This window comes from Sulfitobacter sp. F26169L (assembly GCF_026410285.1).
GTDB lineage: Bacteria > Pseudomonadota > Alphaproteobacteria > Rhodobacterales > Rhodobacteraceae > Sulfitobacter.
On the sequence record NZ_JAPMLP010000005.1, the window covers coordinates 111,553 to 127,816 of the forward strand.

The following is a 16,264-nucleotide window of genomic DNA, read 5'->3' on the forward strand; positions in this document are numbered from 1 at the left end:
ATATGTGCCGCAGTGCAGAATCGCGGCGTTCTAAAGAGTGATTAAGTCGCGCTGCGAAATATTGCAACCTCTAGGGGGTCAAATTTGTAACTTTATGACCCAGCAGTTGCAGAAATTTCCTTTGCAGACGCAGCATTCGATGAAATATCCGACTTTGACAGATAATGCGCAATGGAGTTGGCGTAAAATCTGACAGCAATTTCCTGCCCCGCGTTTACGCTCCAGTCCCCGTCATGTTGGGTAATCAACCCGTGCTGCTGCATATGGCGACAGGCGCGCGCCACTTCGCCCGACAATTCTGCTTCGTTCACGGCAATGCTGTTTTGCGGCACCTGCTTCAGCAGTTGCGCCACCTGCGCTTCGAGCTCCATCACGCCGAGCGGTCCGTTGTTTTGTAAAGCAGTTGCGACCAAGGGGACGCCCAACACGGGCATAACGGCCTCTATCCGGCTCATCAATTCAATGGATAGATCGTTTATGCTGTCGACCGGTTCCAATCCACGCAGGCTGATCGGATCGCCAAAAGCCACGGCGGCGGTGCCAAATCGCGTATCGTGGCCACGCAAACGCTGCCAGAATTTGCGGAAGACAAACGCCACCACCACAGACACCCGCGCACCAAACCGGCGATCACCGCGCGCATGGGCTGCCATCAGCACACGGTCTTCCAGAACGCGGTCGTAATTGATTGCCACTGGAACAAACACGATATCGCGCGGCCCGTCTGGGTCAAACCCGTCAACCAGATAACTCAGCAACCCCACTTTCGGCGGCTGCAACCGGCCTGTCAGGCTCAGCCCGCCCTCGGGGTAAAACGCCTGTGTGTCACCGCCCAGCGTTGCCATCTGCACATAACGCGACAGTACCTTTCGATACAATCCACCGCGGGACCGGCGCCGGATGAAATACGCTCCCCACAAACGTATCAGCGATGACAGCGGCCACACCCGCGCCCACTCACCCACTGCATAGCTGAGGGTAGATGTTTTCGACGCCAGATAGGTTACCAGCACATAGTCCATATTGCTGCGGTGGTTCATCACAAACACTGCTGTGGCATCTTCGGGTATTGCACCGAACACCACATCGTTTTGCGGCGCGGTGCGGACACGGTAAATGGATTCTGCCAACACCTTGGCCACCCGCATGGCAAAGCTGAAATAGGCAAATGCCGAAAAGCTGGGCACGATTTCGCGCGCATATTCCTGCGCCTTCTGGAATGCCACATTTTCGGGAACGTTATTCTTTACCGCGTATTCGGCAATCTCGCGCGACACTTCGGGGTCATAAATCAACCGCTGGATCATGTCATAGCGGCGCGCGAGCTTGAAAGGCTGAATCGGCCGCTTAAGCCGCGTGTTCAGTCGCGCCACAGCTTTTTCGAAACGACGGCGGAAAAACCAGCGCACAGAAGGCAGCAAAAGATGGCTCAGCGCTGTTACTGCCGCAAACAGCAGGATCAGGACAAATAGCCAGAGAGGAAGCTGCACGGTCTGCGTCATGGCGCATACCCTTGCAGTGCTGGGCCCTAAGGACAATATCTAACTCATCCAACCAGAGGCGCAAAATGCCAGAATTCACCATTTCATCCGGTTTTTCCGATTCAGAATGCGCTAAGGTTGCATACCTGTACTGGCAGGCGTTTTCGGCAAAGCTGGGGCGCCTGCTGGGGCCGGATAAACGCGCGCTGGCGTTCTTTGGTCAGATCATCGATCCGGCCTATGCCTTGATAGCGCGGGATCTTGATCAAAACGTGATAGGCGTTGCGGGTTACAAGACCGCAAAGGGCGCGCTGACAGCGGGTGGCCTGAAAGATATCGCGCAGCACTACGGCTGATTTGGCGCGTTGTGGAAAGGTCCGTTGCTGGCGCTGCTGGAGCGTGACCTGACGGAAGATACACTGCTGATGGATGGCATATGTGTCGACGCAAGCGCGCGCGGCCTCGGTGTTGGCACCGCCCTTTATAAATGCGATCAAGACAGAGGCGGGGGCAAAAGGGCTGTCAAAGGTCCGCCTCGATGTAATTGACAGCAATCCGCGCGCGCAGGCGTTGTATCGTCGTGAGGGGTTTGTTGCCGGATCACCACAGCATCTGGGACCTATGCGGCTGCTTTTCAGGTTTAATAGTGCCACGCCGATGACATGGGCAGCATAATGCGGGATGCCGCAACGCAGCGAATTGACACTTACGGAAAGTTTCTTATATCTAGCCTCTAACGCAAGAATATTGCCAAACCGATTCAGAGAGGCCCGCCATGACAGATGCACCACAGAAAGACCGCCCTTGGCTGATCCGCACATATGCGGGGCACTCCACAGCAGAGGCATCGAACGCGCTGTATCGTGGAAACCTTGCGAAAGGTCAGACAGGACTTTCCGTTGCTTTCGATCTGCCAACCCAGACGGGGTATGACAGCGATCACATCCTGTCACGCGGCGAAGTGGGCAAGGTTGGTGTGCCTGTCGGGCATCTGGGTGACATGCGTACCTTGTTCGACCAGATTCCGCTGGAACAGATGAACACCTCCATGACGATCAACGCAACTGCCCCTTGGCTGCTTTCGCTTTATATCGCGGTGGCGGAAGAACAGGGCGCGGATGTATCAAAGCTGCAAGGCACGGTGCAGAACGATCTGATCAAGGAATATCTGTCACGCGGCACCTATATCTGCCCCCCTGCCCCGTCATTGAAGATGATCGCGGACGTGGCCGAGTATTGTTATACCAACGTACCCAAATGGAACCCGATGAACGTGTGTTCCTACCACCTGCAAGAAGCGGGGGCGACACCCGAGCAGGAATTGTCATTTGCGCTGGCCACTGCCACCGCCGTGCTTGACCAGTTGCGCCCCCGCGTGGCCGAAGAGGACTTTCCCGCGCTTGTCGGTCGTATTTCATTCTTTGTGAATGCGGGTATCCGGTTTGTCACCGAGATGTGCAAAATGCGCGCCTTTGTCGATCTATGGGACGAAATATGTGAAACGCGCTACGGCGTGAGCGATCCGAAATACCGCCGCTTCCGCTATGGGGTTCAGGTAAACTCGCTGGGGCTGACGGAACAGCAGCCGGAAAATAACGTTTACCGCATTTTGATTGAAATGCTTGCCGTGACGCTGAGCAAAAAGGCCCGTGCGCGCGCGGTGCAGTTGCCCGCGTGGAACGAGGCATTAGGCCTGCCGCGCCCGTGGGACCAGCAATGGTCCATGCGGATGCAGCAGATCATGGCCTACGAAACCGACCTGTTGGAGTTTGACGATCTATTTGATGGCAACCCTGCGGTGGACGCAAAGGTTGAGGCGCTGAAAGAAGGCGCGCGCGCCGAACTGGCGCACCTGGACAGCATGGGCGGCGCAATTGATTCAATCGAGTATATGAAATCGCGCCTAGTGGACAGCAATGCCGAACGTCTGGGCCGTATCGAGGCAGGCGAAACAATTGTGGTCGGCGTGAACAAGTGGCAGAAAGGCGAACCATCACCCCTGATGACCGGCGATGGCGGTATCATGGTTGTTGATCCCAAATCAGAGGCCGAGCAGATCGGCCGCCTGAATGCATGGCGCGCCCAGCGCAATGAAGGCGAAGTAAACGCCGCTCTCAAGGACCTGCGTGCTGCTGCTGCCGAAGGGCGCAACATCATGCCTGCCTCTATCGTGGCAGCCAAGGCCGGTGTGACTACGGGTGAATGGGCTGAACAGATGCGCGCCGTTCATGGGGAATACCGCGGCCCGACAGGTGTAGGTAAAGGTCGTTCAAACAAAACCGAAGGTCTGGACGAATTGCGGATGTCTGTAGATGCGGTCAGCGACCGCCTCGGCCGCCGCCTGAAATTCCTTGTGGGCAAGCCAGGCCTCGACGGCCATTCCAACGGGGCTGAACAAATTGCGGTGCGCGCGCGCGATTGCGGTATGGATATCGCCTATGAAGGCATCCGCCTGACTCCTTCCGAAATTGTCACCGCCGCGCTGAACGATGGGGCACATGTGGTTGGTCTGTCGATCCTGTCGGGGTCGCATATTCCACTCGTCGAGGATTTGATGTCCCAAATGCGCGAAGCAGGGCTCGGCTCTGTACCTGTTATCGTTGGCGGTATTATCCCTGATGAGGATGCAAAGCGCCTTCTCGCTATGGGAGTAGCACGCGTTTACACTCCGAAAGATTTCGAATTGAATACAATCATGGCCGATATTGTAATTCTTGCCGACCCCGAAGTGGTTGCTGCGGAATAAACTTGCCTGCTTAAAAATTAGGACTGTAATTCTCATTGGTTTGCAATAAATGCTCCTTATAAAATTAAGGAGTTCATCCCGATGAATATTGACCTGAAAAGCATGAGCCGCAAAGAGCTCGAAAAGCTCTTGTCGGACGTTAAAAAAGCTCTCAGCGCCGCGCAGACACGCGACCGGCGCGATGCGCGCAAGGCTGCCGAGCGTGCCGCAGCGGAATTCGGATTTTCGCTGAACGAGTTAGACGAAGACACGCCGACCAAAAAAGCACGCGGGAAAGCACCGAAGAAATCGGCGAAACCCTCAAAGCCCAAGTACGCGGATCCCGCAGACCCCACGCGCACTTGGACCGGAAAAGGGCGCCAGCCGAATTGGTTTCGCGCGGCGGTTGAAGAAGGAATCGACCCCGCCACGCTGGAAATTTAGGTCATTTTCCACCAGAGCGGGAATAGTGGCGAAAACCCGCTATTCCCGCTCTGTCGCATCAGACAGCCAAAGCGGCGCGACCGAAAATAAACTTCCAGCGCTTGCCATCACTCATCAAAATATCGCCACCTCCTGCGCGCGGGGTTTCATAGGTGGCCGTGCCCACCCCTGTCAGCCCGTTTGAACAAGTAACAGGAAAAGTGATTGTTTTGCTCTGTGAGGCAGGGCGATAGTGGCCCTGACAGGATGTGTTGCCGTTTGTGGCCTGAAACCACCCTCCTTCCAGAAACGTGGCGTTGGCCGACCCTCTGAAAATCGTGTTGCCCGGCCCGACAACGGCGACAGGATGGCTGACGTCACAAGCCGCGAGCAAGGCCAGACCTGCTGTCGCAATCAAACTCATTATACGCATGACAATACCTTTCTATTGGTTGCGCACCGACCAGATAATATTTGCGCCACTTGCGCGAGTAAGGAATTCCACCATTGGAACTTGCCCCCGCCGTACAGGGTGGGCATCTTGGGAGGAATCCGCAAAAAGGAACCGGAAAAATGACCGTTCATATTGGCGCCACGCCTGATCAAATCGCACAAACCGTCCTCATGCCCGGCGATCCCTATCGCGCACGCTGGGCTGCCGAGACATTTCTGGAGGGGGCCGAACTGGTCAATGAAGTGCGCGGCATGTTGGGGTTCACCGGCACATGGCGCGGGCACCGTGTGACCATCCAGGGTTCGGGCATGGGGATGCCATCGCTGTCGATTTACGCAAACGAGTTGATCAATACTTATGACGCGCAAACATTGGTCCGCATTGGATCGTGTGGCGGGATGCAGCCGCATGTGGGTATTCGCGATGTGATTATCGCAATGACCGCCAGCACCATTACCTCGCCCTCCTCGGGAATAATGCGCGAATTGAATTACGCACCCTGTGCAGATTGGGGACTGCTGAGCGCTGCAGTAAAGGCCGCGGAGGCAAAAGGCACAAAGACCCACGTCGGCGGGATCTATTCATCAGATGTGTTTTATTCCGAGCGGCCGGATCTGGATGAACAAATGACCCGCCACGGTATTCTCGGCGTCGAGATGGAAGCCGCGGAATTATATATGCTTGCCGCGCGCTATGGCCGGCGCGCGCTTGCCGTGCTCACGGTCTCGGATCACTTACAAACCGGCGAGGCCCTGCCATCAGAAGAGCGCGAGCGCAGTTTCGGCGATATGGTCGAAATTGCATTGCATGCGGCATTCAACGAAGGTTGAGCGCGGAACACCTGGGGGATTTGGGTTTATCGAAAAAAAGAAGATCGTGGTCACGTTCCGTGGCTGCGATCGTAACCACTTGCCGGTACACTGCGCCAGTTTTTGAGAGTTGCCGGATCGGGTTTCAATATTTCGACCAGCAGCGGATAGCACTGCGCGTGGTCAGATGAATGAGCGGTGCTGCAATCACCACCGGGACAGGCGCTGAGCGCGCCGAGAAGATTTATTTCAGCGAAAAATTCGAGGTAGTCACCGGGCCTTACAGGGCTGGCTTTCATAAAATACTGACCTGTATCGTGGGTAAAACCTGTGCACATGAACACATTCAGGACGTCATGCACATGCGGTTCGGCTTCTGCGACGGGGATGCCCAGATGATCGGCCAAGGCACGGGTAAGGTTGGAATGGCAACAATGATGATAATGCCCGCCGGATAGCAAGTTGTGAGTGTAGGGATCGCAACGCGTGCCGATCACGTCATGCACCGAGCCGCCAAATTCGTCCTTTCCGTACCACTCAAGACTGTCGTGGGTGATGGTGGCCATGGGCCGAAGCGCAGGAAAGGCAGACCACATGCGATGGCCGCGCGTGATGTGGGTGCCATGCAAAGCGCGGGTTTTGCCGGAGTAAAACCGCTCTTCCAAATTGTTGGCGTTCCACAGGTTCAGGTCACCGACCTGCGGCCCTTCGATACTGCTGATGCGAAAAAAATGGCCTGCGGGAACTGTAAAAGTTGCGGCCTCCCTTGGCGGTACAACAACTTCATCCGTTTTTATCAGGGTAGCGCGGGCTGCGCCAAACATATCCATATCAGGGGCTGGAAGTGTCTCTACCGGATAACAGATTACGGGTTTGACGGCGCGGCGTGCTTCGGCGTCGGGTGGCGTGTTCATGCGTTTTGTCCTGCAATACGGCCCGAAAACAGACAGCCGCCTAAAAATGTACCTTCCAGCGCATTATACCCGTGATAACCGCCACCGCCAAATCCGCTTGCCTCTCCGGCTGCATACAATCCTTGCAGTATATTCCCGTCAGGGGTCAGCACGCGCGATTGCAGGTCCGTGTGCAACCCGCCCAGCGACTTTCTGGTAATCACATTCAGTCTAACCGCGATCAGAGGGCCATTTGCGGGGTCAAGAATAGCATGGGGTTTTGCCGTGCGGATCAGCCTGTCGCCCTTGTACCCACGCGCCCCGCGAATGGCGGTGATCTGCGCATCTTTGCAAAACGGATTATTCAGTTGCAGGTCGCGCGCTTCGATCTGCCTGCGGATATGATCCGGTTTGACAGGCGCTGTTGGCGTCAGCGCATTCATTCGTTCCACCAGCATTTCCAGATCATCCGCCACAATAAAATCTGCGCCTTTCTCCTTAAATGCCTCAACTGCAGGTGTGGCGCCTTTGCCCAGGCGCGCCTTTAACACTTCGCGCCAGCCGCCATCCGTCAGATCGGGGTTTTGTTCGGACCCTGACAAGGCAAATTCCTTTTCTATGATCTTCTGGGTCAGGATAAACCAACTGTGTTCGCCCACGCTCAGGATACGTTTCAATGTGCCCAAAGTGTCAAAGCCGGGCATAAAGGGCGGTTCCATCCGGTTGCCTTTGGCATCAAACCACATCGACGACGGGCCGGGCAGGATGCGGATACCGTGATTGGGCCAGACCGGATCAAAGTTTTGCAGACCTTCGCAGTAATGCCACATCCGGTCTTCGTTTATCAGCCCTGCACCTGCTTTGGCTGCAATGCCATGCATACGCCCGTCCACGTAATCCGGCACACCGGCCACCATTGTTTTAGGTGCTTTGCCCAGACGCGCGGGCCAGTGTTTGCGCACCAGCGTGTGATTGCCGCCGATGCCGCCGGTTGTCAGGATGACTGCTTCGCTGTGAAATGCAAACTCGCCCACTGTCTTGCGTGAGGTGGATTGGCCCCGTGCGGCGGTTGTCGGCTCCAGCACGCTTCCGCTGACACCTTTGACAGCACCATTTTCGACGATCAACGCATCGACACGGTGGCGAAAGCCCATTTTCAGCCGCCCGTCTGCGCTGTAGCGCACCATCAGATTGGCAAAGGGTTTGACCACGCCGGTACCTGTACCCCATGTGATATGAAACCGCGGAACGGTATTACCATGACCACCGGCCAGTGCGCCGCCCCGTTCGGCCCAGCCGACGACAGGAAACCAGCGCATGCCAAGGCCGTGCAACCAGCCGCGCATATCACCTGCGGCGAACTCTACAAATCTTTCGGCCCACGCACGCGGATTAGCGTCTTCCGTGCGATCGAACTGCGCAGATCCCTGCCAGTCGCGCCACGCCAGTTCGGCGCTGTCCCTGATGCCAAGGCGGCGCTGTTCGGGACTGTCGACCAGAAATAACCCGCCCAACGACCAGAACGCCTGTCCCCCAAGGCTCTGCTGTCCTTCCTGGTCCAGCATAAGCACGCGGCGTCCGCGCAAGATCGCTTCATGCGCTGCGGCCATTCCTGCAAGACCTGCACCGACAATGATAACATCGGGTGAAAATTCTCTCATCTGATTTTGGTCCCGTGTAGTTCAACCAAACGCTACACCTCGCAGAGGCGGTGTGTCGAGCGTTACGCGGGAATCATAGCGAGGCGCCGCCCAAACCTTTCTTGCAGTTTTGCGGCGGGCCTTTGGATGCGGTGAATGCCTCTGCTCCGCAAGCGGCACAGCGATACATCCGCAAGGCCCCTTTGTCGCCGCTGCGATCTTCACGCCAACGGCATCCGCGCACGGCACGATTGCGCCACGCGAGATAGGCCACAACGGCAAATATGATTGGTGCAAGGATCAGCAGCATCAGGTGAACTGCACATCAATGGCCCAAAGGTGGGGGCGCTTGCGCGAGCGGGCGATATAGGCGGCCCCGTCGCCCCACCCCTGCCAGCCTGCTTTTGGTTCGTTTTCGATTTGTATCACATAATCCCATGTATCGCGGGTTTTCTGATACGCCCACCATGGTTCTGACTGCACTGTAGCAGGCCAACCACCAAGTTTTGTCTGCTGAACCGTCTGCGCCCATTCGTATGCATAGACATCATTGGCATTGGTATCCACAACATGCCCTGCCATATCGTGATTGGCAAAGTCCGCGCGCACATCACCCCATTCACCCAACCGCGGCGAAAGCGGGCTGCCATGTTCCGGTGCTGTGGGGATGGTCAGGCCACCCAGTGTAGCGTAGCTGCGCAAGGCCCAGGTGGCAGCGGGATCGGGTTTGCGGGTGTTGATGATCGGAGTTGGTGTGATGGCGTGTTCCGGCGCGATGAACAGCGTGAGCAGGGATAAATCACTTAACGCTTCGGGGCGCAGGGGGGCTTGGGCCAGATTGATCTGACACAGCGGCCACATTGGCGCGCCTTCGTAAGTGGGCCAGACTTCGTCCTTGCGCGCCAGCCGCACGGTACCAAACATCGTGGAAAAAGGATCAATATTTGCAGGCCTATGAAAAATCAGCGGTGCGCAAGGCCGCGCCAAAGCAGTGCGCAAAACATCTTCCGACAGCGGCCCATGCAAAACAGGCGGCGCTGTTGATTTGCGCGCGCCGCCTGTGAGTTTCTTTAGCCAGCCAAACATCAGCGCGGCTTAGACTGTCCGCTCAACCATCAGCTTTTTGATCTGGCTGATTGCCAGCGCAGGGTTCAGGCCCTTGGGGCATGTCTTGGCGCAGTTCATGATTGTGTGACACCGGTACAGTTTGAACGGGTCTTCCAGATCATCCAGACGCTCGCCTGTTCCTTCATCGCGGCTGTCAATGATCCAGCGATAGGCATGCAGCAGCGCCGCTGGCCCAAGATAGCGATCACCGTTCCACCAGTAGCTGGGGCAGGAGGTGGAGCAGCACGCGCACATGATACATTCATAAAGACCGTCAAGCTTGCTGCGGTCTTCGATTGATTGCTTCCATTCCTTGGCAGGCGCTGATGTGTGCGTTTCCAGCCATGGCTTGATCGAGGCATGCTGCGCATAGAAATGCGTCAGATCGGGGATCAAATCCTTAATCACCGGCATGTGTGGCAGCGGATAGATTTTCACGACACCTTTGACCTCGGCCATACCATAGGTACAGGCCAGCGTATTGATCCCGTCAATGTTCATTGCGCAGGACCCACAGATGCCTTCACGGCAAGAGCGGCGGAAGGTCAGCGTGGGGTCGATCTCGTTCTTGATCTTGATGATCGCGTCCAGAATCATTGGCCCGCAGTCATCCAGATCGACAAAATAGGTATCGACCGAAGGGTTTTTGCCATCATCGGGGTTCCAGCGGTAGATGTGGAATTCCTTGAGGTTTGTTGCGCCTTCGGGCTTTGGCCATGTTTTACCGCTGGTCATGCGGGAGTTTTTGGGGAGCGTCAGTTGTACCATGATGCTGTTCCTTTTTGTCAGTCGGCAGCGCCGGAGGCGCGAAAATTATTCAAAGTATCAGGGGTGCGCGGTCACGCAGGCAGGCTTGGGTGGCAGGGCGGGACAAGACATTGCGCACCACCGCAACAGTGTCATCGTCAATACCAACAATTGATGCTTTCGCCAGTTCACGCACCTCTACCGCCTGGGCATTGTCGATCACGCAACCTGTGAAAGATTCGATCAGCGGCTTGGGCACCTGCGGAAAATTAATGGCGATTACTTCGGTCACAGCTGCTTGGGCGGCTTTGCGGCCTGTTCGATCGGCTGCTGTCTGCACTTCGGTACAGGCGGCCGATAATGCCAACACCGCGGTTAATATTATCGCTCGGATCATGTGGTGGCCTCTCTGGGCGGTAGGGTCATGTGCAGTTTCGCTGTTTCGGCCAAAATGGCCAGACGTTCCGCGTCCTGTTCGAAATGGGGGATCAAACGCTCCATGAATTGCAGATCATGGGCCGTGGTCCACAACAGTACCTGATATTCGGGATCATCCGCCATCGTCGCATCACGCGCAACCGTATCAAGATCATCCGCGCTGCTGGCTTTTTTCTGGAAGGACGATCCCCCGCCATAGCGCTGCACCTTGCCACGGCTCAGGTCACGGACCGGCAGGGCAAGCCGCTGGAGGATACCGGCGCGATATGCCTCGTCCATCATCCAGTTATCGTAACAAATCGCCAGCATATCATCATCCTGCGCGATCCGGTCCAGCCCCTGAATGTAGGTTGCAAATGCCAGTCCCATAATCCGCATCCGGTCTGTCGCCCCGAAACCGACGTTCTTTTTGATCTTGGCCAGTAAGGACGCCGACCAATTCAGAAAGCTGCGGTAGATGATAATCTGACGGCTGAAATCAGCGTCAGCCATCCGGTTGCTCGCCTTTTGCGGGGTGCCGAAAGGTTGCGGCATCCGGTCTTCGTAAGACACGATCACCATGGGCGCAGGTCCGGCATGCGCGATACGGTCAGCGTCGGACATATCGACATGCGGCATGACTTCGCGCGCGGCATTATACACATCAAGCGAGCCGTAGGCGCGGCGGGGGTCTTTGCCAAATTTGCAGTTGTTGTAAAATACACCCCCGCTGGCGGCACCGGGGGCATTGCGCATCAGCCAGTCAATAATCGCGTGGTTGCCAGAGCGGCGCATGCCAAACACCTGTAGCGCATAGACAGGGGAAAACCCTGCCTGCGACCACGCGGTGTCAATCTGCGCCACGCCTGCCATGTTTAGTAAACCCGCGCTTTTGGTGCGATTTTCTTCATGTCAATTCCACCCTCTTTTTCCGCGGTCAGCGGATCAAGATGAACGGGGCGGAAATCAAGCTCGGCCTTATCGCCGTCAAAGCGGATCAGGCTGTGCTTGCGCCAGTTCTCGTCATCACGATCCGGGTAATCCTCATGCGCATGCGCGCCACGGCTTTCCTTGCGCGCGGCTGCGGCGGTAATAGTCGCCACCGCGTTTGGCATCAGGTTCGTCAATTCCAGCGTTTCCATCAGATCGGAGTTCCAGACAAGGGAGGTATCTGTCACTTTCAAATCCGACATCTTCGCTGCGACGTCTTTCATCTTTGCTTCGCCCTCGGCCAGCGTTTTGTCTGTGCGGAAAACGGCAGCATCGGCTTGCATGGTTTGCTGCATCTCAAGGCGCAATTCAGCTGTCGGCGTCTGGCCTTTGGCATGACGCAGCCCGTCAAAGCGGGTGAACGCCGCTTCGATAGAGGCTTTGTTCGGGGTTGGCACGGGTGTTTTCGGATCAACAATTTCAGCGGCACGAATGGCAGCCGCACGGCCAAACACCACAAGGTCGATCAGCGAGTTGGATCCAAGACGGTTCGCGCCATGCACAGAGGCGCAGCCCGCCTCGCCCACAGCCATCAAACCGGGAGAGACATTATCGGGGTTATCTGCGGTTGGAGCCAGCACTTCGCCCCAATAGTTCGTTGGAATACCACCCATGTTGTAGTGAACAGTCGGCAGAACGGGGATCGGCTCTTTCGTGAGATCCACGCCGGCAAAAATGCGCGCGGATTCCGAAATGCCGGGAAGGCGCAGGTCCAGCGTTTCCGGCGGCAGGTGGTTGAGGTGCAGGTGGATGTGATCCCCCTTCTCGCCCACGCCGCGGCCTTCCCGAATTTCCATCGTCATGCAGCGCGATACAACATCGCGGCTGGCAAGGTCTTTGTAGGTCGGCGCATACCGCTCCATAAATCGCTCACCTTCGGAGTTGGTGAGATAGCCACCTTCGCCGCGCGCGCCCTCGGTGATCAAACAGCCAGCGCCGTAGATACCGGTGGGGTGGAACTGCACGAACTCCATATCCTGCAACGGCAGACCGGCACGGGCGGTCATACCGCCGCCGTCACCTGTACAGGTGTGGGCAGATGTCGCGCTGAAATAGGCGCGGCCATAGCCACCTGTGGCCAGCACAACCATCTTGGCGCTGAACAGGTGCATCGTGCCATCATCCAGTTTCCAGCAAAGAACGCCTTGGCAAACGCCATCGTCGGACATTACCAGATCAATCGCGAAATACTCGATATAGAACTCGGCGTTATGCTTGAGCGACTGGCCATAAAGCGTGTGCAAAATTGCGTGGCCGGTTCGGTCGGCAGCAGCGCAGGTGCGCTGCACGGGGGGGCCTTCACCGAATTCGGTTGTGTGGCCGCCAAAGGGGCGCTGATAAATCTTGCCTTCTTCGGTGCGCGAGAACGGTACGCCGTAATGCTCAAGCTCGTAAACCGCTTTGGGCGCTTCGCGGGCGAGGTATTCCATCGCATCCGTATCCCCCAGCCAGTCAGAGCCTTTGACGGTGTCATACATGTGCCACTGCCAGTTGTCCGGCCCCATGTTGGAGAGCGATGCCGCGATCCCGCCTTGTGCTGCAACCGTGTGCGAACGTGTGGGGAAAACCTTGGTTACGCAGGCTGTTTTCAACCCCTGCTCTGCCATGCCCAACGTGGCGCGCAAACCTGCACCACCTGCCCCGACAACAACTACGTCGTATTCGTGGGTTTCATAATCATAAGCAGCCATGTCGTGCCCTCTTCAAGCTTGCGGTCTGTCCATCTGCGGGAATCTGACCTTGTCTGTACATTTGACGCTTTGAGCGCCCGATCATCCGGCATATTCGGTTGGCGGAAAAGTCCGCCATTTCGTCAACACCTAGCATTCGCGGCGGCAGGGCAAAGACCAAACCGCCGCCCTAATTGTCGCAGGCAGCTTACAGCGCAAGCCGCGCAATGGCGAAGATGCCGACAGCCGCCGCGCCATAGCTGATCAATGTCATCACAATGATCGCAATGCGTTGCGACAGGCCGTGGACGTAATCCTCCAGCAGTGTCTGCACACCGTCATTGAAATGTTTGAACGCCACAAGAATCGTCAACGCAGCAACGATCGCGGGAAACGGTCGCTGGTAGTATGCGATAACTTCTTCATAGGTTCCGCCCAGCGCCGCACCAAATGTGAACACAAACAACGGTATGAGAACCAGCAGCGCTACAGAGCTGACTTTCATCGCCCAGAAATGTGCTGTTCCCGACTTGGCCGAACCAAGACCCATCGCGCGTTTTCGGTCTGTCAAAAATGCCATGTGAACTCTCCTTAAACCACGATAACGGTGATCAGCGTCAACACCACCGAACCGCCAATGCACGCCCGGCCCAGCTTTTCAGCTGTCGGGATATCCATTGCGACTGCGTTATCCCAGATCAGATGCCGCACGCCGGCAAGCGTGTGATACCACAGCCCCAGAACGGAGAAGAACATAATCAGATCGCCAAACCAGCTGGTCAGAAAACCGTTCACCATGTCGAAATAATCCGATCCGCTGGCCGCGGCGAGGAACCACCACACAATCAGTAAGGAAGTGATCAGCATTGCATTGCCCGTGATCCGCGTGAGGATCGACGTCATCGACGTTAGCTGCGGGCGGTAGATCGACAAGTGCGGCGACAGGGGGCGGTTGCCCCGGTTCACATCGGCCATATCAGGCTCCTTCGTGGCTAGTTGCCCATACACTTAGCAAATTTTTCGGCACTGTCACGCGCCCTGCGTCATTTTCATCCCTGCTTTGTGATCAAATAAATCAAAAATGCAAATTTGTTCTGAAAGATCTAAGTTTTGTGATCACACGTTGGTGCGCTGTGACCACAAATTTCTATCGGGTAAGTTTGAATACTAAAAACCGGATGCGGTCATTGAGCGATTTCCACAGATAGCCTTTGGCCTTCTTGCGTGCTTTCTCGTCTTTTTTTTCGGTCGGGTTATGCCCGATATGGCGCACATCGCCATCCGAAAGGTTAACCAGCACAAACCCCCGCATTTTGTGATCAAAACTTATATCACGCTCCGGCCCCATCGCGCTGAACGGGCCAAGCGCCTTGTAATCGGAAAGACGCCGCAAACCGGGATTGAACGAGAAACTGCCCCAGCGGCGGTGCGATTTGGGATCGGCGCGAAAGTAGCGCACTCCGCAATCCACCTGCTCCGCACCTTCGCTGAAAATCTCCGGCCGCTCTGACGTGTCGCGGAGCATCACCGCGTGGATTTCCGGAAATGCATCCAGTAGCGCGCGCGATTCGTTTAGGAACAGGCTGGTGGGAAAAACCCAGTCTTCTTCGCAGTGAAAGATGTAGGGGGTTTCGACCTGCGCGTAGGCGCGGTCAACAGACCTGATCTGGCCGATATTTTGCGGATTCTGCAAATAGACGTGATCAAAATCCGAAAGCAGGCGCGCAACCACGCCTGCGCTCTTCTCACAGCCAGAATCATCGATAACGACAAACTTGGAAACCCCCGAAAGGTCACACGCCAACATGGATGTCAGCGTCTGCTCCAGTTCGTCGGGGCGGTTGCAGCAGGTGATAACGACGGTGGCAAAACCGTTCCGCACCACGTCATCCCCCGCTACACCTTCATTCATTTGGCAAGCGAGCCGTCGATACCTTTGCAAGCTTCGACCAAGCCTTTGACTGCGTTGACAGAATTGTCAAACATCGCCTGCTCGTCCTTGCTCATCGAGATTTCGATGACCTTTTCAACACCACCAGCGCCGATCACGGTTGGCACACCAACGTAGAAACCGTTCAGGCCGTAAGCGCCGTCCACATATGCCGCGCAGGGCAGCACGCGTTTTTGGTCTTTCAGATAGGCTTCGGCCATTTCGATTGCGGATGTTGCAGGCGCATAAAACGCCGATCCGGTTTTCAGCAGGCCGACAATTTCGGCACCGCCATCACGGGTACGCTGAACAATCGCGTCCAGTTTTTCCTGCGAGGTCCAGCCCATTTTCACCATGTCTGGCAGCGGGATACCGGCAACAGTTGAATAGCGAACCAGCGGCACCATTGTGTCACCATGACCACCCAGCACAAATGCCGTCACATCGCGCATAGATACTTTGAACTCTTCCGCAAGGAAGTGACGGAAGCGCGCCGAATCAAGCACACCCGCCATGCCGCATACTTTTTCAGCAGGCAGGCCCGAAAATTCGCGCAGCGCCCATACCATCGCATCAAGCGGGTTGGTGATGCAGATCACAAATGCATTCGGTGCGTGCTTGGCGATGCCTTCGCCAACGGACTTCATGACCTTGAGGTTGATGCCGAGCAGATCGTCACGGCTCATCCCCGGTTTACGGGCAACGCCTGCGGTCACGATACATACATCGGCACCCGCGATATCCGCATAATCCTGTGTGCCGGACATCGCGACATCAAATCCCTCGGATGGACCTGATTCAGCGATATCGAGCGCCTTACCCTGTGGCAGACCTTCGGCGATGTCGAACATCACCACGTCACCCAATTCCTTGATCGCTGCGAGGTGGGCCAGTGTGCCACCGATATTACCCGCGCCAATCAGCGCAATTTTGGCTCGTGCCATTTTGCAGTACTCCATGAGGTTTGCGTTGATCGCG

19 protein-coding genes are annotated in these 16,264 nt (G+C 56.4%); 5 read left to right on the forward strand and 14 right to left on the reverse strand.

Translation table 11 applies throughout. From position 1 onward, the window contains the following. Positions 1–92: 92 nt before the first annotated feature. Entirely contained in the window at positions 93–1,502 is a 1,410-nt protein-coding gene (locus OS189_RS12710; protein WP_267167698.1) for a 1-acyl-sn-glycerol-3-phosphate acyltransferase, read from the reverse strand. A 65-nt stretch (positions 1,503–1,567) separates the two neighbouring features. Here OS189_RS12710 and OS189_RS18650 point away from each other — a divergent pair, with 65 nt between their 5' ends. The 4 genes from OS189_RS18650 to OS189_RS12725 all read left to right on the forward strand — a co-directional run bounded on the left by OS189_RS18650 (position 1,568) and on the right by OS189_RS12725 (position 4,650). Further along, on the forward strand, positions 1,568–1,837 hold the full coding sequence (locus OS189_RS18650; RefSeq protein ID WP_323380227.1) for a hypothetical protein: 270 nt from the start codon (positions 1,568–1,570) through the stop codon (positions 1,835–1,837). Positions 1,838–1,919: 82 nt separating this feature from the next. Further along, entirely contained in the window at positions 1,920–2,156 is a 237-nt protein-coding gene (locus OS189_RS18655) for a GNAT family N-acetyltransferase (RefSeq protein WP_323380228.1), read from the forward strand. Between the two features lie 100 nt (positions 2,157–2,256). Further along, a complete protein-coding gene (locus tag OS189_RS12720) occupies positions 2,257–4,227 on the forward strand; it encodes a protein meaA (RefSeq protein WP_267167699.1) in 1,971 nt (656 codons plus the stop codon). A gap of 81 nt (positions 4,228–4,308) precedes the next feature. Next, positions 4,309–4,650: an H-NS histone family protein gene (locus OS189_RS12725; protein WP_267167700.1), complete on the forward strand. Its 342-nt coding sequence runs from the start codon at positions 4,309–4,311 to the stop codon at positions 4,648–4,650. A gap of 58 nt (positions 4,651–4,708) precedes the next feature. Here the strand turns inward: OS189_RS12725 and OS189_RS12730 are convergent, their stop codons facing one another. Further along, the gene (locus tag OS189_RS12730) at positions 4,709–5,062 is read right to left on the reverse strand and encodes a hypothetical protein (protein WP_267167701.1); all 354 of its coding nucleotides are present in this window, start codon (positions 5,060–5,062) and stop codon (positions 4,709–4,711) included. Positions 5,063–5,202: 140 nt separating this feature from the next. Between OS189_RS12730 and deoD the strand changes: the two genes are divergently transcribed. After that, positions 5,203–5,913, forward strand: a complete 711-nt coding sequence (deoD, locus tag OS189_RS12735; RefSeq protein WP_267167702.1) for a purine-nucleoside phosphorylase — start codon at positions 5,203–5,205, stop codon at positions 5,911–5,913. Between the two features lie 50 nt (positions 5,914–5,963). Here deoD and OS189_RS12740 read toward each other — a convergent pair whose 3' ends face one another. The 12 genes from OS189_RS12740 to mdh all read right to left on the reverse strand — a co-directional run bounded on the left by OS189_RS12740 (position 5,964) and on the right by mdh (position 16,230). Continuing rightward, positions 5,964–6,806: an urea carboxylase-associated family protein gene (locus OS189_RS12740; protein ID WP_267167703.1), complete on the reverse strand. Its 843-nt coding sequence runs from the start codon at positions 6,804–6,806 to the stop codon at positions 5,964–5,966. Then, on the reverse strand, positions 6,803–8,446 hold the full coding sequence (locus OS189_RS12745; RefSeq protein WP_267167704.1) for an FAD-binding dehydrogenase: 1,644 nt from the start codon (positions 8,444–8,446) through the stop codon (positions 6,803–6,805). Before OS189_RS12745 ends, OS189_RS12740 begins: the two co-directional genes overlap by 4 nt. Positions 8,447–8,519: 73 nt before the next feature. After that, positions 8,520–8,735 (reverse strand): hypothetical protein, encoded by a 216-nt coding sequence (locus OS189_RS12750; protein WP_267167705.1) that lies wholly within the window; start codon positions 8,733–8,735, stop codon positions 8,520–8,522. Further along, positions 8,735–9,511 (reverse strand): DUF1963 domain-containing protein, encoded by a 777-nt coding sequence (locus tag OS189_RS12755; protein WP_267167706.1) that lies wholly within the window; start codon positions 9,509–9,511, stop codon positions 8,735–8,737. The genes OS189_RS12750 and OS189_RS12755 overlap by 1 nt, the downstream gene beginning before the upstream one ends. Before the next feature lie 9 nt (positions 9,512–9,520). Beyond that, a complete protein-coding gene (locus tag OS189_RS12760; protein ID WP_267167707.1) occupies positions 9,521–10,300 on the reverse strand; it encodes a succinate dehydrogenase iron-sulfur subunit in 780 nt (259 codons plus the stop codon). Positions 10,301–10,349: 49 nt separating this feature from the next. Beyond that, positions 10,350–10,676, reverse strand: a complete 327-nt coding sequence (locus OS189_RS12765) for a hypothetical protein (protein ID WP_267167708.1) — start codon at positions 10,674–10,676, stop codon at positions 10,350–10,352. Beyond that, positions 10,673–11,569 (reverse strand): hypothetical protein, encoded by an 897-nt coding sequence (locus tag OS189_RS12770; RefSeq protein WP_267167709.1) that lies wholly within the window; start codon positions 11,567–11,569, stop codon positions 10,673–10,675. Before OS189_RS12770 ends, OS189_RS12765 begins: the two co-directional genes overlap by 4 nt. A gap of 2 nt (positions 11,570–11,571) precedes the next feature. Further along, positions 11,572–13,377 (reverse strand): succinate dehydrogenase flavoprotein subunit, encoded by a 1,806-nt coding sequence (gene sdhA, locus OS189_RS12775; RefSeq protein ID WP_267167710.1) that lies wholly within the window; start codon positions 13,375–13,377, stop codon positions 11,572–11,574. A 187-nt stretch (positions 13,378–13,564) separates the two neighbouring features. Further along, positions 13,565–13,936: a succinate dehydrogenase, hydrophobic membrane anchor protein gene (gene sdhD, locus OS189_RS12780; protein ID WP_267167711.1), complete on the reverse strand. Its 372-nt coding sequence runs from the start codon at positions 13,934–13,936 to the stop codon at positions 13,565–13,567. Positions 13,937–13,947: 11 nt separating this feature from the next. Then, a complete protein-coding gene (gene sdhC / locus OS189_RS12785; protein ID WP_267167712.1) occupies positions 13,948–14,331 on the reverse strand; it encodes a succinate dehydrogenase, cytochrome b556 subunit in 384 nt (127 codons plus the stop codon). Positions 14,332–14,503: 172 nt separating this feature from the next. Then, the gene (locus OS189_RS12790; RefSeq protein WP_267167713.1) at positions 14,504–15,268 is read right to left on the reverse strand and encodes a glycosyltransferase family A protein; all 765 of its coding nucleotides are present in this window, start codon (positions 15,266–15,268) and stop codon (positions 14,504–14,506) included. Beyond that, complete coding sequence (gene mdh / locus OS189_RS12795) at positions 15,265–16,230, reverse strand: malate dehydrogenase (RefSeq protein WP_267167714.1); 966 nt, start codon at positions 16,228–16,230, stop codon at positions 15,265–15,267. Before mdh ends, OS189_RS12790 begins: the two co-directional genes overlap by 4 nt. Positions 16,231–16,264: the final 34 nt, after the last annotated feature.

Coding starts and splice junctions, on each gene's coding strand:
- OS189_RS12770 (WP_267167709.1), bottom strand. CDS start 11,569: ATGGCAGGCGTGGCGCAGATTGACACCGCGTGGTCGCAGGCAGGGTTT.
- sdhD (WP_267167711.1), bottom strand. CDS start 13,936: ATGGCATTTTTGACAGACCGAAAACGCGCGATGGGTCTTGGTTCGGCC.
- OS189_RS12725 (WP_267167700.1), top strand. CDS start 4,309: ATGAATATTGACCTGAAAAGCATGAGCCGCAAAGAGCTCGAAAAGCTC.
- OS189_RS12720 (WP_267167699.1), top strand. CDS start 2,257: ATGACAGATGCACCACAGAAAGACCGCCCTTGGCTGATCCGCACATAT.
- OS189_RS12790 (WP_267167713.1), bottom strand. CDS start 15,268: ATGAATGAAGGTGTAGCGGGGGATGACGTGGTGCGGAACGGTTTTGCC.
- OS189_RS12760 (WP_267167707.1), bottom strand. CDS start 10,300: ATGGTACAACTGACGCTCCCCAAAAACTCCCGCATGACCAGCGGTAAA.
- OS189_RS12730 (WP_267167701.1), bottom strand. CDS start 5,062: ATGCGTATAATGAGTTTGATTGCGACAGCAGGTCTGGCCTTGCTCGCG.
- mdh (WP_267167714.1), bottom strand. CDS start 16,230: ATGGCACGAGCCAAAATTGCGCTGATTGGCGCGGGTAATATCGGTGGC.
- OS189_RS12750 (WP_267167705.1), bottom strand. CDS start 8,735: ATGCTGCTGATCCTTGCACCAATCATATTTGCCGTTGTGGCCTATCTC.
- sdhC (WP_267167712.1), bottom strand. CDS start 14,331: ATGGCCGATGTGAACCGGGGCAACCGCCCCCTGTCGCCGCACTTGTCG.
- OS189_RS12710 (WP_267167698.1), bottom strand. CDS start 1,502: ATGACGCAGACCGTGCAGCTTCCTCTCTGGCTATTTGTCCTGATCCTG.
- OS189_RS12740 (WP_267167703.1), bottom strand. CDS start 6,806: ATGAACACGCCACCCGACGCCGAAGCACGCCGCGCCGTCAAACCCGTA.
- sdhA (WP_267167710.1), bottom strand. CDS start 13,377: ATGGCTGCTTATGATTATGAAACCCACGAATACGACGTAGTTGTTGTC.
- OS189_RS12755 (WP_267167706.1), bottom strand. CDS start 9,511: ATGTTTGGCTGGCTAAAGAAACTCACAGGCGGCGCGCGCAAATCAACA.
- deoD (WP_267167702.1), top strand. CDS start 5,203: ATGACCGTTCATATTGGCGCCACGCCTGATCAAATCGCACAAACCGTC.
- OS189_RS18650 (WP_323380227.1), top strand. CDS start 1,568: ATGCCAGAATTCACCATTTCATCCGGTTTTTCCGATTCAGAATGCGCT.
- OS189_RS12745 (WP_267167704.1), bottom strand. CDS start 8,446: ATGAGAGAATTTTCACCCGATGTTATCATTGTCGGTGCAGGTCTTGCA.
- OS189_RS12765 (WP_267167708.1), bottom strand. CDS start 10,676: ATGATCCGAGCGATAATATTAACCGCGGTGTTGGCATTATCGGCCGCC.